At 49.4% G+C, this 23,619-nt stretch carries 21 protein-coding genes; 1 reads left to right on the top strand and 20 read right to left on the bottom strand.

Features of this window, described 5'->3' with window-relative positions:
* Positions 1-17: 17 nt before the first annotated feature.
* The 11 genes from prmC to Q9R36_RS13375 form a co-directional block, all read right to left on the bottom strand.
* Positions 18-917, bottom strand: coding sequence for a peptide chain release factor N(5)-glutamine methyltransferase (gene prmC, locus Q9R36_RS13425; protein WP_276519729.1), 900 nt, complete (start codon positions 915-917; stop codon positions 18-20).
* Entirely contained in the window at positions 910-1,983 is a 1,074-nt protein-coding gene (gene prfA, locus Q9R36_RS13420; RefSeq protein ID WP_009792606.1) for a peptide chain release factor 1, read from the bottom strand. Before prfA ends, prmC begins: the two co-directional genes overlap by 8 nt.
* Before the next feature lie 352 nt (positions 1,984-2,335).
* Positions 2,336-2,797: a hypothetical protein gene (locus tag Q9R36_RS13415; RefSeq protein WP_142385234.1), complete on the bottom strand. Its 462-nt coding sequence runs from the start codon at positions 2,795-2,797 to the stop codon at positions 2,336-2,338.
* Positions 2,798-2,936: 139 nt separating this feature from the next.
* Positions 2,937-3,557, bottom strand: coding sequence for a thymidine kinase (locus tag Q9R36_RS13410; protein ID WP_094769143.1), 621 nt, complete (start codon positions 3,555-3,557; stop codon positions 2,937-2,939).
* Positions 3,558-3,720: 163 nt separating this feature from the next.
* Positions 3,721-3,933 (bottom strand): 50S ribosomal protein L31, encoded by a 213-nt coding sequence (gene rpmE, locus Q9R36_RS13405; RefSeq protein WP_009792603.1) that lies wholly within the window; start codon positions 3,931-3,933, stop codon positions 3,721-3,723.
* 156 nt (positions 3,934-4,089) lie between these two features.
* The gene (gene rho / locus Q9R36_RS13400; protein ID WP_009792602.1) at positions 4,090-5,364 is read right to left on the bottom strand and encodes a transcription termination factor Rho; all 1,275 of its coding nucleotides are present in this window, start codon (positions 5,362-5,364) and stop codon (positions 4,090-4,092) included.
* A 430-nt stretch (positions 5,365-5,794) separates the two neighbouring features.
* The gene (gene glpX, locus Q9R36_RS13395) at positions 5,795-6,757 is read right to left on the bottom strand and encodes a class II fructose-bisphosphatase (RefSeq protein ID WP_009792599.1); all 963 of its coding nucleotides are present in this window, start codon (positions 6,755-6,757) and stop codon (positions 5,795-5,797) included.
* A gap of 37 nt (positions 6,758-6,794) precedes the next feature.
* Positions 6,795-8,081: a UDP-N-acetylglucosamine 1-carboxyvinyltransferase gene (locus Q9R36_RS13390; protein ID WP_009792598.1), complete on the bottom strand. Its 1,287-nt coding sequence runs from the start codon at positions 8,079-8,081 to the stop codon at positions 6,795-6,797.
* Positions 8,082-8,400: 319 nt separating this feature from the next.
* Complete coding sequence (gene fsa, locus Q9R36_RS13385; protein ID WP_009792597.1) at positions 8,401-9,048, bottom strand: fructose-6-phosphate aldolase; 648 nt, start codon at positions 9,046-9,048, stop codon at positions 8,401-8,403.
* A 110-nt stretch (positions 9,049-9,158) separates the two neighbouring features.
* Positions 9,159-10,016: a class II fructose-bisphosphate aldolase gene (locus Q9R36_RS13380; RefSeq protein WP_101548883.1), complete on the bottom strand. Its 858-nt coding sequence runs from the start codon at positions 10,014-10,016 to the stop codon at positions 9,159-9,161.
* Positions 10,017-10,316: 300 nt separating this feature from the next.
* Positions 10,317-10,691 (bottom strand): response regulator, encoded by a 375-nt coding sequence (locus tag Q9R36_RS13375; protein WP_009792595.1) that lies wholly within the window; start codon positions 10,689-10,691, stop codon positions 10,317-10,319.
* 442 nt (positions 10,692-11,133) lie between these two features.
* On the opposite strand from Q9R36_RS13375, the gene Q9R36_RS13370 reads away from it, so the two are divergent.
* Entirely contained in the window at positions 11,134-11,664 is a 531-nt protein-coding gene (locus tag Q9R36_RS13370; RefSeq protein WP_094769142.1) for a DUF2529 domain-containing protein, read from the top strand.
* A 264-nt stretch (positions 11,665-11,928) separates the two neighbouring features.
* On the opposite strand, the gene Q9R36_RS13365 is transcribed toward Q9R36_RS13370, so the two are convergent.
* From Q9R36_RS13365 to Q9R36_RS13325, 9 genes are all read right to left on the bottom strand, one after another.
* The gene (locus tag Q9R36_RS13365; RefSeq protein ID WP_094769141.1) at positions 11,929-13,536 is read right to left on the bottom strand and encodes a CTP synthase; all 1,608 of its coding nucleotides are present in this window, start codon (positions 13,534-13,536) and stop codon (positions 11,929-11,931) included.
* A 221-nt stretch (positions 13,537-13,757) separates the two neighbouring features.
* Positions 13,758-14,324: a DNA-directed RNA polymerase subunit delta gene (rpoE, locus tag Q9R36_RS13360; RefSeq protein ID WP_009792590.1), complete on the bottom strand. Its 567-nt coding sequence runs from the start codon at positions 14,322-14,324 to the stop codon at positions 13,758-13,760.
* A gap of 349 nt (positions 14,325-14,673) precedes the next feature.
* Positions 14,674-14,853, bottom strand: a complete 180-nt coding sequence (locus Q9R36_RS13355) for a hypothetical protein (RefSeq protein WP_311225308.1) — start codon at positions 14,851-14,853, stop codon at positions 14,674-14,676.
* A 169-nt stretch (positions 14,854-15,022) separates the two neighbouring features.
* Positions 15,023-18,289, bottom strand: a complete 3,267-nt coding sequence (gene icmF, locus Q9R36_RS13350) for a fused isobutyryl-CoA mutase/GTPase IcmF (RefSeq protein WP_311225307.1) — start codon at positions 18,287-18,289, stop codon at positions 15,023-15,025.
* Complete coding sequence (locus Q9R36_RS13345) at positions 18,286-18,963, bottom strand: TetR/AcrR family transcriptional regulator (protein ID WP_311225306.1); 678 nt, start codon at positions 18,961-18,963, stop codon at positions 18,286-18,288. Before Q9R36_RS13345 ends, icmF begins: the two co-directional genes overlap by 4 nt.
* A 122-nt stretch (positions 18,964-19,085) precedes the next feature.
* Positions 19,086-20,225 (bottom strand): acyl-CoA dehydrogenase, encoded by a 1,140-nt coding sequence (locus Q9R36_RS13340; protein WP_094769199.1) that lies wholly within the window; start codon positions 20,223-20,225, stop codon positions 19,086-19,088.
* A gap of 42 nt (positions 20,226-20,267) precedes the next feature.
* Positions 20,268-21,398 carry an acyl-CoA dehydrogenase gene (locus Q9R36_RS13335; protein ID WP_224948817.1) on the bottom strand — a complete coding sequence of 377 codons (1,131 nt, stop codon included), beginning with the start codon at positions 21,396-21,398 and terminating at the stop codon, positions 20,268-20,270.
* A gap of 38 nt (positions 21,399-21,436) precedes the next feature.
* Positions 21,437-22,288: a 3-hydroxybutyryl-CoA dehydrogenase gene (locus tag Q9R36_RS13330; protein ID WP_311225305.1), complete on the bottom strand. Its 852-nt coding sequence runs from the start codon at positions 22,286-22,288 to the stop codon at positions 21,437-21,439.
* Positions 22,289-22,325: 37 nt separating this feature from the next.
* On the bottom strand, positions 22,326-23,513 hold the full coding sequence (locus tag Q9R36_RS13325; RefSeq protein WP_311225304.1) for an acetyl-CoA C-acetyltransferase: 1,188 nt from the start codon (positions 23,511-23,513) through the stop codon (positions 22,326-22,328).
* Between the last annotated feature and the right edge of the window lie 106 nt (positions 23,514-23,619).

Genomic DNA, 23,619 nt, shown 5'->3' with positions numbered 1-23,619 from the left:
TGCTCTTTTATAAAAACTTAGCAATCTTTCTTCACCCCATCAAACTGCCAGCCAATCTCAGCAAAAACCATCCGGTCCTTCCCATTGATGTCGTAGACTATGTCTATGTTGGCATCTGGGAATGCGGTCCGCAGCAGTTCTGATACGGCTTTGCTTTGGCCGGCGCCGACCTCGAAGCCGACGAGTGATTTTTCTTTTAGGACGAGCGGCAGTTCTTCCATGAAGCGTCGGTAGAGGTCGAGTCCATCCTGGCCGGCGAATAGGGCGCGGTGGGGCTCGTTTTCGGTGACGACTTCAGACATCCCTTCCATATCGCTGAGCGGGATATAGGGAGGATTGGATATGATAATATCGAATTTCCGGCTTTCCTCTATGAAAGGCTGCAGCAGGTCTCCTAAAATAAACTCGATTTCAGCACCGTTCTTGTCTGCATTTTCCTTTGCCGTGTCAAGGGAAGGCCCGTACACATCTGTGGCAGTTACCTGGAGGTCAGGCGATTCCAATTTCAGGGTTACCGCAATCGCTCCGCTTCCGGTTCCAATATCAGCAGCCGCAGAGGCAGCCTCTCTGCCGAAAAGCTTTTCCTTCCTCTTCAGGGCTTCCAGCACCAGCTCTTCTGTTTCCGGACGGGGGATGAGAACATTTCCATTCACAAGGAATGTCCGCCCATAAAATTCTTCTTTTCCAATGATATATTGGACCGGCCTGCCGTCCGCGTGCAGCTGGACTGCTTCTTTGAAGGCCCCTTGTATCCTCGGATCCAGCTCTTCCCTCATCTCCGCAAGCAGGCGGGAACGGCTCATATTCAGAAAGTGGCCCAGGAGGATTTCACCCGCGTTGGAATCTCTCCCTGCCGTTTCTAAAAAAGAAGAAGCCCACTTCAGGGCTTCATAGACTTTCATAGGCTGATCAGGCATCTGAAGCTTCCTTCAGCTTGGCTGACTGCTCTTCCATGATCAAGGCATCAATCACTTCGTCCAGCTTGCCTTGAAGAATCTGGTCAAGCTTCTGGATGGTCAGGCCGATGCGGTGATCTGTTACACGGTTTTGCGGGAAGTTGTAGGTGCGGATCCGTTCAGAACGGTCACCGGTGCCCACTGCGGATTTCCGCTGCTGGTCGTATTCCGCCTGTGCTTCCTGCTGGAATTTATCATACACACGGGCACGAAGAACCTTCATTGCCTTTTCTTTGTTCTTGATCTGTGATTTTTCGTCCTGGCAGGAAACAACCGTCCCTGTAGGCAAGTGGGTCAGGCGCACGGCTGACATCGTCGTGTTAACGCTCTGGCCGCCTGGTCCGCTTGAAGCAAATGTATCGACGCGGATATCTTTATCGTGGATCTCGATTTCAACTTCTTCCGCTTCCGGCAGAACCGCAACCGTTGCTGTCGAAGTATGGATGCGGCCGCCAGATTCAGTTTCAGGCACACGCTGAACACGGTGGGCCCCATTCTCGAACTTCAGCTTGCTGAAGGCACCGTTTCCGTTGATGATAAAAATGATTTCTTTGTAGCCGCCGACACCTGTTGAGCTGGCCTCGATCACATCTGTTTTCCAGCCCTGCACCTCGGCAAAGCGGCTGTACATGCGGTAAAGATCACCGGCAAACAGAGCAGCCTCGTCGCCGCCTGCCGCTCCGCGGATTTCCATAATAACGTTTTTATCATCGTTAGGGTCTTTCGGGATCAAAAGGATCTTCAGGCGCGCTTCCAGAGCTTCCACTCTGTCTTCGAGCTCTCCTATCTCTTCCTTCACCATCTCGCGCATTTCTGCATCGAGCTTCTCTTCGAGCATCGCTTTTGCATCCTGGTATTGCCCGCGGACTTCTTTATACTCGCGGTATGCCTCCACCGTTTCCTGGATGCCTGACTGCTCCTTGGAATATTCGCGCAGCTTCTTTGTATCATTAACAATCTCAGGATCGCTCAAAAGCTCATTCAGCCTTTCGTAGCGATCTTCTACAGCTTGAAGACGATCGTACACAGTCCTTCACCTCATTTTGATTCTATTCTATATAAATCGGCTTTCACACCTAAAAAAGCTCATAAATTCATAAAATAAGTCCATTAAACCATCATGCCCATAACATTCTAATTATAGTATACAGCGCATCCCAGGTCAAAACCTAAAAAGCCCCGGAAAACCAGGGCTGGAAGTGCATAGGCAGTGGTATAGGTGACAGGCACCTTTCAAAAAAGAAGTGGTATAGGTGACAGGCACCCAATTCAATACAAACCTACCCAAATCAAGGTCTTCGCACAGAAAGGTGGTACAGGTGCCTGTCACCATTTCAAAGAAGTGGTACAGGTGCCTGTCACCATTTTTTCACCTTCTCCTACCGCTCACTCAACCGCACTTCAATGTTATACCGTGGAAGGGCTTTGGTGAGTGTTTTGTGCAGTTCGGCCTGGGCCTTGCGTTTTTCTTCGGCTGACAGGCTTTTGTCTGTGTGGGCCGTGACCCACATGCGGCCGCCGTTGATCCAGACTTCATCCGGCTCATATTCTGTGTATTGATTGACGACCTGGCGCGCTTTGTCAACATCAGATTGATCGTTGACCCGCCCTCCATCGATATTGAGGAAGTTCGGGTTCTGATCGCTCATCGTCCTGTCGCGGTCCTCGTCAGACACTTGATCAAGGCCCCTTTTTACCTGGCCCCCGCCGTCAGTGATCAAGTTTGTCCCATTCTGGTCTTCGTTCTGCTCATGGATCCCCGCCACATTATCATCCTGTGCACATCCTCCCAATAGAGCGGCCAAAAGGACTGCTGCAGCTGCGAAAATGGATTTCATCATTTCAAACACCTCCATTAATAGGTTTTCCTTTCCCGGAGGTGAATCCACAACCCAAATTCAGGCAGTTTGCTGGAGGAATCCGGCCACTCGGACAGCAAAAAACCCTGCTTTCACTAAGCAGAGCCTGAGCTTTCATCTATTAGGATAACGTACGGGTCGTTTCCGAACTGTTGAGGACATTCGGCGATTTCGGAACTTCGTGGTGGTGGCGGCAGCGCGGCTCATAAGCCTCTGATGCTCCGACAAGAATGACCGGATCATCGTATGAAGCCGGCTTTCCGTTAATGAGGCGCTGGGTCCTGCTGGCAGGCGAACCGCACACTGCACATACTGCCTGAAGCTTTGTCACAAGTTCTGCAATTGCCATCAAAGCCGGCATCTGGCCAAACGGCTCACCGCGGAAATCCTGGTCGAGCCCGGCAGCGATCACCCGGTATCCGCTATCAGCTAAATGCTGAATCACCTTCACAACTTCATCATCGAAAAATTGCACTTCATCAATGGCGATAATCTCCATATCTTCATCAATATGCTTGAAGATGTCCGTTGAATGGCTGATGGGTTTGGCAATGACTGATGTTCCATTGTGGGAGACAACTGCTTCCTCGCTGTAGCGGTTATCGATCTGCGGCTTGAACACAGCTATCTTCTGCTTTGCAAATTGCGCTCTTCTGACACGGCGGATGAGCTCTTCCGATTTTCCCGAAAACATGCTGCCGCAGATAACCTCAACCCAGCCGTGGTGCTTCATTACATACATGAGTGGCCTCTCCTTCCTTGCTAAAGAAAACACGGCGCCAAAGCGCCAATTCCCCTTTTACAACTTACACTTTTTGTTAAAAGTATAAACCTATCTAATCATCATATTCTTCTATCGGCAATAAAAAACAGGCAAGAAGTAAAAACTTGCCTGTTTCTTATCATTATTGCTGTTGACCTTTAAGACCGTATTTTTTGTTGAAACGATCCACACGTCCGCCTGCTTCAGCGAATTTCTGACGGCCAGTATAGAATGGGTGGCATTCAGAGCAAGTCTCAACACGAACCTCATCTTTTACAGAACCAGTTTCAAACTGATTGCCGCAAGCACATGTAACCGTGATTTTCTTGTAATTAGGATGAATTCCTGCTTTCATTTCTTTCATCTCCTTTTGCCCTGAGTCTTGCGAAACAGAGTTATATAGTACGATGCTTGGACACACCGTATAATTCAAAAACACACTGTTGTTATTATAACAAGGACATCATGTTTTTGCAAGATGGGATTTACTGACTTTCAGATTGTGAACAGATCAGGATTGGGAACGCCTGCCGTTCTTCATTTCTTCGCCGAGATTGGCAAAGAACTCCTCATTGGATTTCGTCTGCTTCAGCTTGCGGAGGAACTTCTCAGCAAAATCAGGCGCATCCGACATCGACTTCCTGATCGCCCACAGCTTGTCCAGATGCTCTTTCGGAATAAGCAGCTCTTCTTTCCGTGTACCTGAACGGCGGATATCGATGGCCGGGAAAATACGGCGCTCTGCAAGCTGGCGGTCAAGGTGAAGCTCCATGTTTCCTGTTCCCTTGAACTCTTCGTAAATGACATCATCCATCCGTGAGCCGGTATCAACAAGGGCTGTTGCTAGGATGGTCAGGCTTCCGCCTTCTTCAATATTCCTCGCCGCCCCGAAGAAACGCTTCGGACGGTGGAATGCTGCAGGGTCAATCCCCCCGGACAGCGTACGTCCGCTTGGCGGGATGACCAGGTTATAAGCACGAGCAAGCCTTGTGATGCTGTCCATGAGGATGATGACATCCCGTTTATGCTCCACGAGGCGCATTGCCCGGTCAAGGACAAGCTCGGCCACTTTAATATGGTTTTCGGGCACTTCATCAAATGTCGAGCTGACTACATCACCGGCAACAGAACGTTCAATATCAGTCACTTCTTCCGGGCGCTCATCAATGAGGAGAACAATCAGCTCTGCCTCAGGATGATTCGTCGTGATGCTGTTGGCGATTTCCTTTATCAGCATCGTTTTACCCGCTTTCGGCGGAGCGACAATCAGTCCGCGCTGGCCGAATCCAACCGGTGCAAGTACGTCCATGATCCTTGTGGACACATGCTTCGGCGTTGTTTCCAGCTTCATCTGCCTATCAGGATATAAAGGCGTCAAAGCCGGGAAGTGGACACGCTCCTTGGCAGATTCCGGATCGTCGCCATTGACAGCTTCAACCTGCAGGAGGCCGAAGTAGCGCTCATTCTCCTTCGGCGGGCGGACTTTTCCGGATACTTTATCTCCGTTCCTTAAATCAAATCTCCTGATTTGCGAAGCGGAAATGTAGATATCCTCTGAGCTTGGCGAGTAATTGATCGGCCTTAGGAAGCCAAAGCCCTCAGACTGGATGATCTCCAGCACGCCTTCCATGAAAAAGTAGCCTTCCTGCTCAGCGCGGGCTTTCAGGATGGCAAAAATCAGCTCTTTCTTTGTCAGCTTGCTGTAGTAGGAAACTTTATATTCCCGGGCAAGTTCATAGAGCTCTTTTAACTTCATATTTTCTAAACTGGATATATTTAATCCCATATTGACACCACTCTTTTGAATTTTAAATCATTTTCCCCATATAAAATGACAATATCGTACTGTATTAAGAATATGAAAGGAAAAAGGAAAGAAAGCGTTTGAGGTTCATCGAAGCATTGGAAGGATGATTCAGCTTGTTAAAAAGGATAGTATCTTTGGTATGTTCCTGGCACTCAGGCTTAAACAGACCATATCTGCACTGCATAACCATCATAACAGATTTCAAAAACAATCTCTATTTTACCCTTATACCTGAAAGTTAATCAATATAATTTTTTCGTTCTTTCATAGATTGCCTTGTTTCGGGGGAATATATAAAGGGACCGGCTTCAGCCGGCAAGCCAGGTCCCCTCTCTTATATCATTTTTTCTGCAGGCCGATTCCGATTCCCTTCAGTGAAAGGGTTTGCACCGGCATGCAAAAAAAATCTTTATTTCATGACAAGATGCGGCTTCTTCTTCAGGCTGTGACGCCCGTCGATGAAGCGGACCGTGCCTGATTTGGCGCGCATGACAAGTGAATGCGTAGAACCGTAAGAGCCCTTGAACTGGACCCCTCTCAGCAGCTCGCCGTCTGTGACGCCTGTTGCTGCAAAGATGGCATCATCACCTTTGACAAGGTCTTCCATGCGAAGAATCTTTCCAAGGTCAAGGCCCATGCTTTGGCATCTTTCAACTTCAGCATCGCTGTGCGGAACCAGCTTGCCCTGGATTTCGCCGCCCAGGCATTTCAGCGCAACTGCAGCGAGCACCCCTTCCGGCGCACCTCCGGATCCGAACAGAATATCTACACCTGTATGGTCAAAAGCGGTATTGATGGCACCTGCAACATCGCCATCATTGATCAGCTTGATCCTTGCCCCTGCTTCACGCAGCTGGCTGATGATATGCTGATGACGCTCCCGGTTCAGCACGGTTGCCACGACATCTTCAATATCTTTGTTCTTGGCCCTGGCGACAGCCCTCAAGTTATCGATAACAGAAGCATTGATATCAATTTCACCGACCGCTTCGGGACCGACTGCAATCTTATCCATATACATATCAGGTGCATGAAGAAGATTGCCATGATCAGCGACAGCCAGGACAGCAAGCGCGTTCCAGCCTCCGGAGGCTACGATATTGGTGCCTTCGAGCGGATCTACCGCTACATCGACGCGGGGGCCATAGCCTGTCCCAAGCTTTTCTCCGATATAAAGCATTGGCGCCTCATCCATTTCCCCTTCCCCGATTACAACAGTACCCTTCATTGGCACCGTGTCGAACACATCCCTCATGGCAGAGGTAGCAGCATCATCAGCTTCATCCTTTACGCCTCTTCCCATCCAGCGGGCTGAAGCAAGTGCTGCTGCTTCTGTAACACGGATAAGCTCCATCGATAAACTTCTTTCCATTCTGTTTTCCTCCCCGGGTTGTTTTCTCTATCTGTCTTCAGGCGTTTTTCATCTGCTCCATTTCTTCCTTGGTCAGATTCTCGCGCCAGATGGTCGCACCCAGCCCATTGAGCTTTTCAACAAGATGGCTGTAGCCGCGGTCTATATGCTCAAGTCCTGTCACTTCCGTTATACCTTCGGCTTTCAGCCCGGCAATGACGAGGGCGGCTCCCGCTCTGAGATCGCTCGCCTTCACCTTGGCCCCCTGCAGACGGATCGGGCCATTGATGATCGCTGAACGGCCTTCGACTTTAATGCTGGCATTCATTCTCCTCAGCTCATCAATATGCTTGAAGCGGGCACCGTAGATGGTGTCCGTCACCATGCTTGTCCCTTCGGCCCCTGTCAGCAAAGACGTGAAAGGCTGCTGGAGATCGGTCGGGAATCCCGGATACACAAGCGTTTTAATATCAACGGCCTTCATTTTTTCAGCTGGGCTGACAAAAATCTGGTCATCTCCCGCCTCTATGTTCACGCCCATTTCACGCAGCTTGGCAATCAGTGATTCCAAATGCTGGGGAATGACATTATCGATCAGGATCCCTTCACCCGCAGCAGCACCGAGGATCAGATATGTCCCTGCTTCAATCCGGTCCGGAATGATGGTGTGGCGGCAGCCGTGCAGCTGGTCCACCCCTTCAATTCTGATGACATCTGTACCCGCTCCCTTGATTTTCGCACCCATATTGGTGAGGAGCGTTGCCACATCGATGATTTCAGGCTCTTTCGCCGCATTTTCAATAATCGTCTTCCCTTTGGCCCTGACCGCAGCCAGCATAATATTGATCGTGGCACCGACACTGACGACATCCAGGTAAATTCTTGCACCTTTCAGCTCGTCTGCGCGGAGATAAATGGCACCCTGCTCATTTGTCACGCTGGCACCGAGCGCTTCAAAGCCTTTAATATGCTGGTCGATCGGACGCGGTCCCAGATGGCATCCGCCAGGCAGGCCGATCACCGCTTTTTTAAAGCGTCCGAGCATCGCCCCCATCAAATAATAAGAGGCACGCAGCTTTTTAACTTTTCCATTGGGCAAGGGCATGGAAATCATCGAAGAAGGATCAACGGTCATATCGTTATCAGCAAAATCGACACTTCCGCCAATTTCCTCCAAAAGCCCTTTCAGTATTTGAACGTCAGAAATATCCGGCAAACCTTCAATTGTTACGGGGGAATCTGCGAGAATCGTAGCAGGGATCAATGCTACCGCACTGTTCTTGGCTCCGCTGATTCTAACAGTTCCTTTTAAAGGGTAGCCGCCCGCAATCATAAGCTTTTCCATTTTTGACTTCCTTTCCTGCCCTTAAGTGCCTTTGCAAATCTCTGAACATTGATTGCCAGCCTGCCGCTGCAGGCGAAAGTATAGCACCGTTGGACTTTTCATTCTCAGTATGGGATAGCTTGTCCATTATATCAAAAGCTACCGTATAGGGATAATTTTCCATGAGCAAAAGACGAATTCCGACATTATCCTCACCATCTAGTTTACACGAAAATTTAAACTTCATGTATGAGAATTGAAAAAAGTTAAATTTTTGAAGTATGCACTTACATTTCCGCCTATTCAGATAATTCCCGGCGCAGCAGTGCTCTCTTCGGGGTTATTCAGAACGCTTGTCCCAATCAGCCAAAAATGCTTCAATCCCTTTGTCAGTCAGAGGGTGATTGAACATTTGATTGATGACCTTAAGCGGGACGGTGGCAATATGGGCTCCTCTCAGGGCTGAATCCGTGACATGCTGCGGATGGCGGACTGAAGCTGCAATGATTTCTGTCTCGATTCCGTGGATATCAAAGATTTCCCTGATGGAAGTTACAAGGTCCAGACCATTATGGCCAATATCATCAAGCCTGCCAAGGAATGGAGAAACATAGGAAGCACCGGCCCTTGCTGCAAGCAAAGCCTGATTGGCGCTGAAGATGAGGGTTACATTCGTTTTGATCCCTTCTTTTGAAAAAGCATGGACAGCCTTCAGTCCATCCGGTGTCATTGGGACCTTGATGGTGATATTAGGGGCGATTGCCGCCAGTTCCTTCCCTTCTTTGATCATGCCTTCTGCATCAAGTGCGATGACCTCTGCGCTGACAGAGCCGGGTACAAGCTCGGCAATTTCCTTCAGCCTGTCATGGAATGAAATATTTTTTTCTTTTGCCACTAAAGAAGGATTGGTCGTTACTCCTGCCAGTATTCCCAGAGCATGGGCCTCTTTAATCTCTTCCAGGTTTGCCGTATCAATAAAAAATTTCATTTCGCTTCCCCCTAAGATTATTCGACTTATTTTTTAAAATCGACATAAATGAATTGAAACCGCCTTTCAGAAAGGCGGTTTCAAGTCTATTTTAACATACTGGATCTGTATTAAGCTTTGTTAGAAGAACCGAATTCGCGCATTTTGCCGATTACTGTTTCTTTAATCGCTTCACGTGCAGGTCCTAAGTATTTGCGCGGATCGTACACTTCTGTGTCAGCCGCCAATACTTCGCGCACGCGCTTCGCGGAAGCAATCTGGTTCTCAGTGTTTACGTTGATTTTCGCTGTTCCAAGGGAAACAGCTTTCTGGATGTCTTTAGTAGGAATGCCTGTACCGCCATGAAGGACTAAAGGCATGCCTGTAAGCTTTCCGATCTCTTCCATTTCAGCAAAGCCAAGGTTTGGCTCGCCTTTGTAAGGACCGTGAACAGAGCCAAGTGCAGGAGCAAGGCAGTCAATGCCAGTGCGCTTGACAAGCTCGTCACATTCTTTAGCATCAGCATAGATGACGCCGTCAGCTACTACATCGTCTTCCTGCCCGCCGACAGTTCCAAGCTCGGCTTCAACAGAAACACCTTTTGAGTGTGCATATTCTACCACTTTAGAAGTGATTTCCACGTTTTCCTCGAAAGGACCGTGTGAAGCATCGATCATGACAGACGTGAAGCCTGCATCGATTGCTTCTTTACATTTATCGAAGCTTGAACCGTGGTCAAGGTGGATGGCAACAGGAACAGTGATCTTATAGTCCTCAAGAAGCCCTTCTACCATTTTCACAGTTGTCTTGAAGCCGCCCATATAACGAGCTGCACCTTCGGAAACACCAAGGATAACAGGTGATTTCTCTTCTTCTGCAGCCTGAAGGATCGCTTGAGTGAACTCAAGGTTATTTAAATTAAATTGACCTACAGCATAGCCTTCTGATTTAGCTTTGTTCAGCATATCAGTCATGGAAACTAAAGGCATATTTCTTCCTCCTTATTAATGATTGCATCGTTCTTTGCAGGGATTCACATAAAGTTTTTCCCAGCATGCCCATGAATATGTACCCTATCTTGCAATAGGCAAAACGGACGCAATCCTTTGGAATTCATTTGTATCATACCAAAAGAGAATCAGAAATTCCATTAATCCAGCGCTATTTTTCGCTGCAGGACAGAATATTTTAAAGCAAACGCTATCATTTTAAATATTCATTTTTTTGGACCGGACCAGCATATTTTTTTAACCAGCTGGCATTTAACATTAGAATTTATCCGGACTCTCCTAAAATGAATTCGTGATAGGGACATACTTTTTGACAGCAGCCCTGATGTCATCAATATCAAATGGCTTGGCAAAATGGGTCAAAGCCCCCAGGTCCTTTGCCTCCTGGATCATGTCGAGCTCACCATAGGCAGTCATGATGATCACACGGATATCCTGGTCGATGACTTTCATTCTCTTCAGGATTTCAATGCCGTCCATGCCGGGAATTTTCATATCGAGCAGGACAAGATCCGGAGAATGTTTTGTAACGATTTCGAGGGCCTGGACGCCATTTGCAGCCTGATAGGTGTCATAGCCTTCCTTTTGCAGCACTTCATTCAATAGAATGCGGATGCCGAACTGATCGTCTACTATTAATATTTTCCCTTTCATACAGCCACCTCTTCCCTAAAATAGTTACATCTGATGCTGATAGACAGAAAGCGGAATTCTTATGTCCTGCCGGGCTTAGATAACCCTTCTATATTTTTGACAGCACATAAGAATTCCCGCTTTCCCGATAAGATAAGAAGCTCACTGCTGACACTTGCCGCTTCCCGCACGGAAGCTATGCAGACTGCTGTTATGCGGGATTCCAGCGCCAGTGAAATCAAACTCCTGCTTTTTTAAAAGTGACCATTGGTCATAGAAAATATATCCACTTCTCAACATTCTCCCTTTCCCGTCTGAATTCCTGCTTCTTTTTGTTCGATTCTGCCGAATATTTTACCTTTAGCTTTCATTTCACTATAATAAGACCACAAATAGTGTTCATGATCCTGCGGAGTTTATGACCTGCAGATTGATTATTGCACCAATTAGGAGGAAGTTCACATTGCTAAAAATGTTTTCAACCCAGCTGACGGGAATCTTCAAAAAGCTGATGGAAAAAGAAGAATTCAGCATTGAGGACGCAGCCCGGCTGCTGGCCCAGGCCCCTGCAGGCGAAGGCAGGATCCAGATTTATGCCACCCGCGAAATGAAGGCTGCTGTCCTGGAGGCAACCGAAGGAGCAGAACCGCTCGCATCCGCTGCCCATTGGACTGATGCTCATTCAGAAAATGATATCGCTGATACAGACCGCTTTCTGATCATCTCCCGCCACTCTAATGATGAACAGGCAGTCGCCCTGGCAAAAGCACTTTCTGAAAAAATGATTCCGTTTGCCGCCATTTCCACTGCTGTGGAAGGAGAAGGCCCATCCCTTGCTGAGCTTGCGGATGTCCATATCGACCTGAAATTAACAAAGGGACTGCTTCCCGATGAAGAAGGGAACCGCTTCGGCTACCCCTCTGCCATCGCTGCACTCTTTGTATACCATGGTCTGAAGTTCACGATTGATGAGATATTGAGTGAGTATGAATAGCAGAACAGATGACTCCAAGTACAGTTTTCTGCCTCTAATGGGGCTGTTGATTTCCGTTCCAGGCACTTCGCTTTCCGCGGGGCGACGCTGAGCCTCCTCACGCTTACGCGCTGCGGGGTCTCAGCATTGCCGCTACTTTCCCGCAGGAGTCTTCGTGCCTTCCACTGCAATCAACAGGGTTTCTTACGCTCTTTGGGCATCTTGCAGTTATTCACCCTGTTAAAAAACTAAGCCCCCTCAAATCCAGAGGGGGCTTTAGTATACTTAGTTATTTTCCTGATGCTTCAAGGATGCACCGACGAAGTCGCGGAACAGCGGCTGCGGGCGGTTTGGCCTTGAGATGAATTCAGGGTGGAACTGGGAAGCGACAAACCAAGGGTGATCCTTCACTTCAATGATCTCAACAAGACGGCCGTCCGGGCTTGTACCAGAGAAGACAAAGCCTTTCTCCTCCATTGCCTGGCGGTAATGGTTGTTGAACTCATAGCGGTGGCGGTGGCGCTCATAGACAACCTCATCCTGGTAAGCAGCATATGCATTTGTTTCTTCATTCAGCTTGCACGCCTGCAGGCCAAGGCGGAGCGTCCCTCCGAGATCTTCAATGTCCTTCTGCTCAGGCAGCAGGTCAATGATCGGATGCGGTGTAGAAGGATCAATTTCCGCTGAATGCGCTCCTTCCAATGAAAGGACATTGCGGGCAAATTCAATGGAAGCAAGCTGCATGCCAAGGCAGATGCCAAGGAATGGGCGCTTCTGCTCGCGTGCATACTGAATGGCAAGGATCTTTCCATCAATGCCGCGGTCGCCGAATCCGCCCGGAACAAGGATTCCGTCAGCATCCTGAAGAAGCTCCTCCACGTTTCCTTCTGTTACTTCTTCTGAATTGACCCATTTGATTTCAATATCAGAATCATAGGAATAGCCGGCATGTTTCAATGCTTCCACAACAGAAATATAGGCATCCTGCAGCTCTACATACTTTCCGACAAGGGCGATCTTCGTTGTCTTGGACAGATTGCGGACCTTGTTCAGAAGCTCTGTCCATTCAGCCATATCTGCCTGTCCGCAATCCAGCTTCAAGTGATCACAGACGATCTGGTCAAAATTCTGCTCCTGCAGGGCAAGTGGGACTGCGTATAATGTATCGGCATCACGGCACTCGATAACAGCCTTCGGATCAAGGTCACAGAACAGACCGATTTTATCCTTCATATCCTGGGAAACCGGCATCTCAGTACGAACGACAATGACATTTGGCTGGATCCCTAGGCTTCGCAGTTCTTTTACGCTGTGCTGTGTCGGCTTTGTCTTCATTTCGCCTGCAGCTTTGATGTAAGGAATCAAGGTACAGTGGATGTACATAACGTTGTCGCGGCCGATATCACTCTTGATCTGGCGGATCGCCTCAAGGAATGGCAGGGATTCGATATCCCCTACTGTACCGCCGATTTCTGTGATGACGACATCGGCATTGGTCTCATGACCTGCACGCATAACTCTTTCTTTGATTTCATTGGTAATATGCGGGATAACCTGGACTGTTCCGCCCAGATAGTCGCCGCGGCGCTCTTTTTTCAGGACAGTGGAATAGATTTTTCCAGTTGTCACATTATTGAACTTAGTCAGATTGATATCGATAAAGCGCTCATAGTGGCCAAGATCCAAATCCGTTTCGGCGCCATCGCCTGTAACGAAAACTTCACCGTGCTGGTATGGGCTCATGGTTCCCGGGTCAACGTTGATATAGGGGTCAAACTTCTGAATGGTGACATTCAAGCCTCTGTTTTTCAGCAAGCGGCCCAAAGACGCAGCGGTGATCCCTTTTCCCAATGACGACACAACGCCGCCTGTTACAAAAATATACTTTGTCATGTTATTTCCCCCTCATATTCAGTTTGTGCATTTTCTGCATCCTTTAGGTAAGGCTTTTCCTAAAAAAAATTTGCTGTTCCTGGTTGTAGCCAAGAACAGCTAAAAATAAAAAGCGCTCCCTACCAAACAGTAAGGGAGCGCTATTGCATATACATTCATATGGTCCTTTTTTAAGGAGCCCAAAAATGATTCTACAAGCCTGGCTTGGAAAAGTCAAGCGATTATAGATCTTCTTCGTCTTCGTCGAGGTCCTCGTCTTCTTCATCAAGGTCTTCGTCTTCTTCGATATCATCTTCAAGAAGTTCATCATCATCTTCGAAGTCGTCGTCTGAGTCCTCATCAAGATCGTCTTCGAGTAGATCGTCGTCATCCTCGTCCAGATCATCATCGTCATCAAGGTCATCGTATTCGATGTCTTCCTCGTCGAGCTCATCATACTCGTCCAGATCAAGATCGATGTCTTCAGCCTTCGCCGCTTTCTTGGCCTTTTTCTTCTTCGGCTTCGCTGCTGTCATTGTATCTTCTTCCATTGTATCAACAGGGTACCAGCTGCGGAGGCCCCAGCGGTTTTCTCCCATTGCAATGAAGCGGCCGTCAAGGTTCAGGTCAGTATAGAACTGGGCGATCCTTGAGCGGATTTCCTCATCTGATACTTCAAGACGCGTTTTATATTCGTTCATAATGTCGGTAAAAGAAACCTGCTGCTTTGTGCCTTTAAGCAGTTCGTAGGCAATATCGATAAAGGACATTTCCTGCAGCTCTTCTTTTGTGAATTGGTCTAGACTCACTATACGCACTTCCTTTCCCTATATAACACTCGCTATCGGAGCGCAAAATACTGTAAAAACACCGGGGCTTCCCGGATATGCATTGCTTTTAAAAAGGCATAGGATTCAGCCTCTCCAAAAGCATCCCTAGATGAATAAAAGGCATAAGAATGCCTTTTGCAAGCTGGATAGACAGCTTATGTAAAATACATATTCTTCATTATAAACAAATTGCTGGTGTTTATGCTAGTTCTATCTCCAGTTTCCTTGCATTTTTGCTGTGAGACAAACTTTTGGAAGGCTTGCTGCTGAAGGTCTCCCGGATGGCTTTCTTCTTTTGCACGGGAAGAGCTTCTATCCGGGGACCCTTTCAGGTCTTTTTCCTCTTCCCCGGCCCCCTGCCTTTTCTTCCGGAGAGCTGGCCCATGGCCTGGTACAGAAAGTAGATGGACAGCAAAAAGAAAGCGACCGCACCAAGCTGCCTCTGGTATAAGAAGTAGAAGGCCGCTATCGCAGCAGCAAAAGCGCCTATTGAAAATATCTGTCTCAATCCGTTCACATCCTGCATATCAATATCACTTAGGACTGCATTCCCTTTCATTATAGCGGAGAAAAGCCTTTTATCCTAAACACATTATGATGTTTTCCAGAAAAATATATCCTTTTTCCGAATACAAGACAGAGCCATGGGCTGTCTTTGGCCCCTGGCTCTATCCTTGCTACATATTGCGGCGGTATTGTCCGCCCACCTCATACAGCGCCCTCGTGATCTGCCCGAGGCTTGCATACTTGACGGTTTCCATAAGCTCGGCAAAGATATTGCCGTCTGTCACCGCTGCTTCTTTCAGGCGGGACAGGGCTTCACCTGCATGATCCTTGTTCCGTTCCTGGAAGCTCCTGAGATTCCTGATTTGTGTTTCTTTTTCTTCCTTCGTCGCCCTTGCGATTTCCATGCTGTCCATCTGCTCTTCTGACGGAGGATTTGGATTCAGATATGTGTTCACGCCGATGATCGGGAGCTCACCGGTATGCTTCTTCATTTCATAATACATAGATTCATCCTGGATCTTGCCCCGCTGGTACTGCATTTCCATGGCACCGAGCACGCCGCCCCTGTCGTTGATCCGTTCGAACTCCTGCAGGACCGCTTCTTCCACCAGGTCTGTCAGTTCATCGATGATGAAGGCCCCCTGAAGAGGATTTTCATTCTTTGTAAGGCCATGCTCTTTTGTAATGATCATCTGGATGGCCATCGCCCGGCGGACAGATTCCTCCGTAGGCGTGGTGATTGCTTCATCATAGGCATTCGTGTGCAGGGAGTTGCAGTTATCATGGAGAGCCATTAATGCCTGCAGTGTTGTCCGGATGTCATTGAAATCAATTTCCTGGGCATGGAGTGAGCGCCCTGAAGTCTGGATATGGTACTTCAGCTTCTGGCTCCGCTCATTGGCTCCGTATTTATCCCTCATTACAGTTGCCCAGATGCGGCGGGCCACCCTGCCGATGACGGTGTATTCCGGATCGAGCCCATTTGAGAAAAAGAAGGAAAGATTCGGTGCAAAATCATCGATTTTCATGCCTCTGCTCAAATAGTACTCAACATAAGTGAAGCCGTTCGCCAGCGTAAAGGCCAGCTGTGACAGCGGGTTTGCCCCTGCCTCGGCGATATGGTAGCCGGAAATGGAGACAGAATAATAATTGCGGACCTTTTTATCAATAAAATACTGCTGGATATCACCCATCATCCTGAGGGCAAATTCTGTTGAGAAGATGCAAGTATTCTGTCCCTGGTCTTCCTTCAGGATATCCGCCTGGACGGTACCGCGCACCGTCTGCAGAGTCGCCGCCCTTACTTCTTCATGCTCCGCTTCGTTAAGCTTTCTGCCAAGCTCTCCTTCTTTCTTTTCCACCTGCTGCTCGACCGCCGTGTTCATGAACATGGCCAGAATGATCGGTGCCGGTCCGTTAATGGTCATTGAAACAGATGTGGACGGATGACAAAGGTCAAAGCCGGCATATAATTTTTTCATATCATCAAGCGTACAGATGCTGACACCGCTCTCCCCAACCTTGCCGTAAATATCCGGGCGGTAGTCCGGATCCTCGCCGTATAAGGTGACGGAATCAAACGCTGTGCTCAGGCGCTTTGCCGCATCGTCCTTTGATAGGTAATGGAAGCGGCGGTTCGTCCGTTCCGGTGTCCCTTCCCCGGCGAACTGGCGCTTCGGATCCTCTCCCTCCCGCTTGAACGGGAAGACGCCTGCGGTATACGGGAAGGCACCCGGCACATTCTCTCTGTAGATCCAGCGGATGATTTCGCCGTAGTCCCTGTATTTCGGGAGCGCGACCTTAGGGATCTGCAGGCCTGAAAGGCTCTTTGTCTTCAGGATGGTAATGATTTCTTTATCGCGGATCCTTGTTGTGAACTGCTCCCCGGAGTATTTCTCCTTGAGGTTTTCCCAGCCTTCCAGGATCTTTTTTGATTCGGCTGTCAGCTTTTCTTTTGTTTCCGCAGCCAGGTCCTCTAAGGAAACCAGAGTCTCTTCGCTTCCGCCTGACTCTTTTACGGCCTGGATTGCTCCTTCAAGCTGGAACAGCTTCCTGGCAAGGGCTGCCTGGTCTTCCGCTTTTTTATGGTAATTGCGGACCGTTTCAGATACTTCGCGCAAATAATAGCGCTGTTCATTCGGAATGATGACATTCTGCTTTTCGACCACTTCATTTTTGGAAAAAGAAGTGCTCCAGCCGAGGCCCGCTTTTTCATTCATTTTTTCGACCAGCGCGGCAAATAAAGCATTGGTGCCCGGATCATTGAACTGGCTGGCGATCGTGCCGTAGACCGGCATCTCTTCCAGCTCTTTCTCAAACAGCATATGGTTGCGCTGATATTGCTTCTGCACCTGGCGGCGGGCATCCTCTGAGCCCTTGCGCTCGAATTTATTGATGACGATCAGGTCAGCGTAATCGAGCATATCAATTTTTTCAAGCTGGGAAGGCGCCCCGAATTCACTTGTCATCACATACATGGACAGATCGCAGATTTCCGCGATTTCAGCATCACCCTGCCCAATCCCGCTCGTTTCGACGACAACCAGGTCAAAGCCGGCAGCCTTTACGACAGAGATGGCATCCTTGATGGCCAGCGACAGTTCGCTCTTGGACTTCCGTGTCGCAAGGCTCCGCATATAGACGCGCGGCGAAAAGATGCTATTCATGCGGATCCGGTCGCCAAGCAGCGCTCCGCCTGTTTTCTGCTTTGTCGGATCGACAGAAAGGATGGCTACTTTCTTTTCAGGGATTTCATTGATGAAGCGGCGGATCAGCTCATCCGTCAATGAGCTCTTTCCTGCTCCGCCAGTCCCGGTGATTCCGATAACCGGTGCCGTTTTTTCCAGTGTCTTGATTCTTTCCATGAGCGATTCTGCCGCAGCTGCCGCTTCTTTTTCAAGCCCGACGCCATGCTCGGCAAGCGTGATCAGCCTGGCGATGCTGTTCACTTCGCCTGCTTCAAGCTTTTCAAGCTCTGCTGCACTCTCCACTGAAACGGTCGGATAGTCGCACTCAGCGAGCATTTCATTGATCATGCCCTGCAGACCCTTCTGGCGGCCGTCTTCCGGCGAGAAGATACGGGCAATCCCGTATTCATGAAGCTCTTTTATTTCGCGCGGGATGATGACGCCTCCACCTCCGCCGTAGATGCGGATATGAGAAGCTCCCCTTTCCTTCAGCAAATCGTACATGTATTTAAAATATTCAACATGGCCTCCCTGATAGGAGGAAATCGCGATTCCCTGGACATCCTCCTGGATCGCCGCATTCACGACCTCTTCCACTGACCTGTTATGGCCAAGATGGATGACCTCTGCCCCGCTCGCCTGGATGATCCTTCTCATAATATTGATGGAAGCATCATGCCCGTCAAAAAGGCTTGAAGCGGTAACGAATCGCAAGTGATGCTTCGGCCTGTAAATTTCTGCTGTACTCATTCGTCTGACTCCCCCTGTTCCTGGATTTTACTGCCGGCAGGCACTTTTGCCTGATCATGCTTTATCCCTTGAATCAGAAGCTCTGTCTGCAGTTCAATATATTCATCAAGACTGTACGCCCTCTGCAGCGCCCAGCGGCGGAATCCCCACATCTGGCCCTGCACGAAAATATTGTGGGCGATCATCTTAACCTCTTTTTCCGTCAAATGGAGCTCCCCGTTGTCCACACAGCGCTGAATGACATCTTCAAACATGGAGACCATTTCAATTTCTTTTCTCAGCACATATGGAAGGGCATCCTTTGACAGGGATTTTGCTTCCTGGTACATGACCAGGACTTCATCCTGCATATCATCCACAACCCGGAAATAGTAGGCGATCCCGAGCTTCAGGCTATCGAGCGTCCCCCTGTTGGCATCAAGGGCCTCCTGCAGCCTGTCGCGGACCGAATCATAGATGCTGTCACAGACAAGGTACAGCACATCCTCCTTTGTGCGGATGTACTCATAGAGCGTTCCGATGCTGAATCCGGAGGCCTTTGCAATCTCCCTTGTCGTGGTGCGGTGAAAGCCTTTTTGCTTAAAAAGATTCACCGCTCCCTTGATCATTTCGTCCCGCCGCTTTTTCACCAGCTTTTCATCTTTTACAGAAGCATGGACTTCCCGTTTTTTCATAAATTTGCACTGCCCTCCTCTGGCCGCTCTTTATGAGGCAAAAGTGGACCTTTCCCTACTGGTGGCTGTTTTCGCGGAGGTTGTTTATTTTAAATTAGGAAAGAGCCCTATCCTCTTATGTTCTATTTGGTTATCATCCTGGAAATGACAAGGCGCTGGATTTCCTGAGTGCCTTCATAGATCTGCGTAATCTTGGCGTCACGCATATATCGTTCGACCGGATAGTCCTTGGTGTAGCCATAGCCGCCGAAGACCTGTACGGCCTCAGTTGTCACTTTCATTGCCGCATCGCCTGCAAACAGTTTGGACATGGCCGATTCCTTGCCGTACGGCAGACCTTCCGACTCAAGCCATGCAGCCTGATAAGTCAGGAGCCTTGCTGCCTCTACACTTGTCGCCATATCGGCCAGCTTGAAGCCGATTCCCTGCTGAAGGGCGATCGGCTTGCCGAACTGCTCCCGCTCTTTCGCATAATCGACAGCAGCGTCCAATGCCCCCTGGGCAATGCCGACTGCCTGGGCTGCAATGCCGTTCCTTCCGCCATCAAGAGTCATCATGGCGATTTTAAAGCCTTCTCCTTCTTTGCCGAGCATATTTTCCTTTGGCACACGGCAGTCTTCAAAGATGATTTCGGTTGTCGGCGAAGATCTGATGCCCAGTTTCTTTTCCTTTTTGCCGACAGAGAATCCAGGAAAATCACTTTCAATGATGAAGGCTGTGGTGCCTTTCTGCCTGCTCTCCGGATCTGTCAGGGCAAATACGACATAGATGTCGGCGATTCCGCCGTTTGTGATAAAAATCTTTGAACCGTTCAGCACATAATGGTCACCGTCAAGGCGGGCCGTCGTCCTCATGCCGCCTGCATCCGAGCCGCTGCCCGGCTCTGTCAGGCCGTATGCACCGATCTTTTCACCCTGCGCCATCGGCTTCAAGTATTTCTGCTTCTGTTCTTCACTTCCGAACTTATAGATTGGCCAGCCTGCAAGCGATGTATGGGCAGACAAAGTCACCCCTGTGGATGCACAAACCCTTGAAAGCTCCTCGACTGCAATGCAGTATGCCAGATAGTCGCTTCCAATTCCGCCGTACTCTTCAGGCCAAGGGATTCCTGTCAGCCCGAGCTCGGCCATCTTATCGAAGATTTCACGGTCAAAGCGCTCTTCCTCATCGCGCTCTGCCGCGCTCGGCGCCACTTCATTCTTTGCAAAATCGCGGACCATTTTCCTGATCATTTCATGTTCTTCCGTCAGTCGGAAATTCATCGTATTTTCCCCCGTCCATTTCAATATTGGCCTGCCTCTTACTTACAGGTTTTTGCTGATGACAATTCTCTGAATCTCGCTTGTGCCTTCATAGATTTCGGTTATTTTACTGTCGCGGAAATACCGCTCGACAGGGTAATCTTCTGTATATCCATAGCCGCCGAACACCTGGACAGCTTCTATGCTCGTTTCCACTGCTGTTTTCGAGGCAAAAAGCTTTGCCATGCTGGCCTGCATCCCGCAGCGCTCGCCATTCTGGCGCATCATCGCTGCCTGGTAGACCAGCAGTCTTGAGGCTTCTACATTTACGGCCATATCAGCCAGCTTGAAGCCGATGCCCTGCTGATGGCTGATCGGCTTCCCGAATTGGCTTCGTTCCTTCGAGTAGGCAACCGCTGCTTCCAATGCCGCCTCCGCGATGCCAAGGGCCTGGGCTGCAATGCCGATGCGCCCCGCGTCCAGATTGGCCATGGCAATTTTGAAGCCTTCCCCTTCAGCACCAAGGAGATTTTCTGCCGGAACCCTCATATCCTCAAAGTTGAGCTGAACAGTCCGGGAACCGTGAAGCCCCATCTTCTCCTCGTCCTTGCCGATCACAAGGCCGGATGTCCCTTTTCCAACAATGAAGGCAGAAACGCCCTTTGTCCCAAGCTCAGGGCTTGTGGATGCGAAGACGATATACACATCCGCTTCGCCGCCGTTTGTAATGAATACCTTCGAGCCGTTGAGGATGTATTCATCCCCGTTTCGGACCGCCTTTGTTTTCAAACTGCCTGCATCAGAGCCTGCCCCGGCCTCTGTCAGGCAGAATGCGCCGAGATATTCTCCCGCAGCAAGTTTCGGTACATACTTCTGCTTCTGCTCCTCCGTCCCGAAATACAGGATCGGGTTGGTGCCGACCGATGTATGGACAGACAGGATGACCCCGACGGTTGCGGATACCTTTGACAGCTCATTGATGGCAATGATGTAGGAGGTAAAGTCCATTTCTGCCCCGCCATATTTTTCGGGCACGGGAATTCCCATCAGCCCGAGTCCGCCCATCTTTTTCAATATGTCACGGGGAAACTCCCCTTGCTCCATTTTTTCAATGAATGGCGCAATTTCGCTCTGGGCGAAGTCACGGACCATTTTCCTCATCATTTCCTGTTCTTCTGTAAACCGTAAATTCATGGCTAATCCCTCCTGGTGTCCATTCTGGGCTTTCCAGTTCAGCTGTACTGATAAAAGCCGCGGCCGGACTTCTTCCCGAGCCAGCCGGCCTTCACATATTTCCGGAGCAGCGGGCATGGGCGGTACTTATCATCGCCAAACCCTTCATGAAGCGTTTCCATAATGTAAAGGCACGTATCTAGACCAATGAAATCCGCCAATGTGAGCGGCCCCATCGGATGGTTCATGCCAAGCTTCATGACTTCATCGATTGCTTCCTTTTCTGCAACACCTTCATAGAGGGTATAGATGGCCTCATTGATCATCGGCATCAGGATGCGGTTTGAGACAAATCCCGGAAAATCATTTACCTCGACCGGCACCTTGCCGAGCTTATGAGTCATTTCCTCGATCGCTGTGTATACCTCATCGGCTGTAGCAAGCCCGCGGATGATTTCAACAAGTTTCATAACCGGGACCGGATTCATGAAATGCATCCCGATTACCTTTTCCGGACGCTTTGTCGCGGCAGCAATTTCCGTAATTGGCAGGGAAGATGTATTGCTTGCCAGGATTGCATGATCCGGGGCAATCCCATCAAGCCGTTTGAAGATATCGGCTTTAATTTCAATATTTTCTACGGCAGCCTCGATTACCAGGTCCACCCTGCCTGCGTCTTCCAGATTGTCAGAAGGCTGCAGGCGGCGGAGCACCTCTTCCATCTCGGCCTCTGTCATGCGCTCCTTGGATACCTGACGGGACAGGTTCTTCTTGATCACACCAAGCCCCCGCTCAATATATTCAGCCTTCAAATCATTCAGCAGCACTTCATATCCTGCCTGTGCACATACCTGTGCGATTCCAGAGCCCATCTGCCCTGCACCGATGACCATTACTTTTTTCACTTCCACGGTTACTCCTCCATTTCTCTTCCAGTCTTCTAATCTATTATTTCGCCGGAACTTCAATCATGATGGCATCTCCCTGGCCGCCGCCGCTGCAGATTGCCGCGATGCCGGTTCCTCCGCCCCTGCGCTTCAGCTCATAGATCAGCGTCAGGATAATCCTCGCGCCGCTTGCCCCGATCGGATGTCCGATGGCAACGGCCCCGCCGTTCACATTCACTTTATTTTCATCCAGATTGGCAATCTTTCCGCTCGTCAGGGCAACTGCCGCGAATGCTTCGTTTATTTCAAACAGGTCAATATCATCGAGGGACTTGCCTGTTTTTTTCAAAAGCTCGTTGATGACAAGTCCTGGTGTTTTCGGAAAATCCTTTGCCTCAACAGCGATTGCCGTGTGGGCCAGTATATAAGCCTGAACTTCCTTGCCTTCCCGTTCAGCCCGCTCCTCGCTCATCAGTACAAGTGCGGCTGCGCCGTCATTCACTCCCGGTGCGTTACCGGCAGTGATCGTTCCATCCCCATTGAATACAGGGGCAAGCTTTGCCAGCTTTTCAATGGAAGTATCCTTGCGCGGTGCTTCATCCTGCTTTACGACAAGCGGATCGCCTTTGCGCTGCGGCACCTCTACTGCCACAATTTCTTCAGCCAGCCTGCCGCTTTCGATCGCTTCGACAGCCCGCTGGTGGCTTCTGTATGCCCAATGGTCCTGTTCCTCCCGCGATATTTCCATTTCCTTTGCCGTTGAATTTCCGTAAGTCCCCATATGGACGCCTGTAAAACTGCAGCTGAGGCCGTCATGAATCATCAGGTCCTTCACAGTCGAATCGCCCATCCGCAGGCCCCATCTGGCTTTAGGCAAAAGATATGGCGCATTGCTCATCGATTCCATCCCGCCGGCCACAATCACTTCTTCATCACCGGCCCTGATGATCTGGTCGCCAAGCGTCACACTCCTCATTCCTGAGGCGCAGACTTTGTTGATCGTTTCTGTTTTAACTTCCCATGGAAGACCGGCTTTATTGCCTGCCTGCCGGGAAGGTATCTGGCCCTGGCCTCCCTGAAGGACCGATCCGAGAATCAGCTCCCCAACCTCTTCAGGACGGACATCGGCACGCTTCAATGCTTCCTTGACGGCTGCAGCTCCCAAATCAGAGGCAGTCAGGCTGCTTAATGCCCCTCCCATTTTTCCAAAAGGTGTCCGTGCTCCGCTAATAATGACTGTTCTTCCCATCTGTATCCTCTCCTCAAGGCAAATTGGTCTTTAATTTGCTGGGCAAATTTGATTTTAATTTGTGGGCAATTTTTGATTGCCAGGTGAATTTGGTGTTTTGTTTTGA

The organism is Bacillus sp. AG4(2022), assembly GCF_031844465.1.
Lineage (GTDB): Bacteria > Bacillota > Bacilli > Bacillales > Cytobacillaceae > Bacillus_AB > Bacillus_AB infantis.
The sequence above is the reverse complement of the archived record's forward strand: the minus strand, read 5'-3'. Positions and strand labels throughout refer to the sequence as shown.

Bases quoted from the DNA above. Each gene is read 5' to 3' on its own strand.
- Q9R36_RS13410 (WP_094769143.1), bottom strand. From the start codon at position 3,557: ATGTATGTAATGAAGCACCACGGCTGGGTTGAGGTTATCTGCGGCAGC.
- fsa (WP_009792597.1), bottom strand. From the start codon at position 9,048: ATGAAATTTTTTATTGATACGGCAAACCTGGAAGAGATTAAAGAGGCC.
- Q9R36_RS13335 (WP_224948817.1), bottom strand. From the start codon at position 21,398: ATGAATTTACGGTTTACAGAAGAACAGGAAATGATGAGGAAAATGGTC.
- Q9R36_RS13340 (WP_094769199.1), bottom strand. From the start codon at position 20,225: ATGAATTTCCGACTGACGGAAGAACATGAAATGATCAGGAAAATGGTC.
- Q9R36_RS13345 (WP_311225306.1), bottom strand. From the start codon at position 18,963: ATGAAAAAACGGGAAGTCCATGCTTCTGTAAAAGATGAAAAGCTGGTG.
- rho (WP_009792602.1), bottom strand. From the start codon at position 5,364: ATGGGATTAAATATATCCAGTTTAGAAAATATGAAGTTAAAAGAGCTC.
- glpX (WP_009792599.1), bottom strand. From the start codon at position 6,757: ATGGAAAGAAGTTTATCGATGGAGCTTATCCGTGTTACAGAAGCAGCA.
- Q9R36_RS13365 (WP_094769141.1), bottom strand. From the start codon at position 13,536: ATGACAAAGTATATTTTTGTAACAGGCGGCGTTGTGTCGTCATTGGGA.
- rpmE (WP_009792603.1), bottom strand. From the start codon at position 3,933: ATGAAAGCAGGAATTCATCCTAATTACAAGAAAATCACGGTTACATGT.
- Q9R36_RS13415 (WP_142385234.1), bottom strand. From the start codon at position 2,797: ATGATGAAATCCATTTTCGCAGCTGCAGCAGTCCTTTTGGCCGCTCTA.
- prmC (WP_276519729.1), bottom strand. From the start codon at position 917: ATGCCTGATCAGCCTATGAAAGTCTATGAAGCCCTGAAGTGGGCTTCT.
- Q9R36_RS13325 (WP_311225304.1), bottom strand. From the start codon at position 23,513: ATGGGAAGAACAGTCATTATTAGCGGAGCACGGACACCTTTTGGAAAA.
- Q9R36_RS13380 (WP_101548883.1), bottom strand. From the start codon at position 10,016: ATGCCTTTAGTTTCCATGACTGATATGCTGAACAAAGCTAAATCAGAA.
- Q9R36_RS13375 (WP_009792595.1), bottom strand. From the start codon at position 10,691: ATGAAAGGGAAAATATTAATAGTAGACGATCAGTTCGGCATCCGCATT.
- Q9R36_RS13390 (WP_009792598.1), bottom strand. From the start codon at position 8,081: ATGGAAAAGCTTATGATTGCGGGCGGCTACCCTTTAAAAGGAACTGTT.
- icmF (WP_311225307.1), bottom strand. From the start codon at position 18,289: ATGAGTACAGCAGAAATTTACAGGCCGAAGCATCACTTGCGATTCGTT.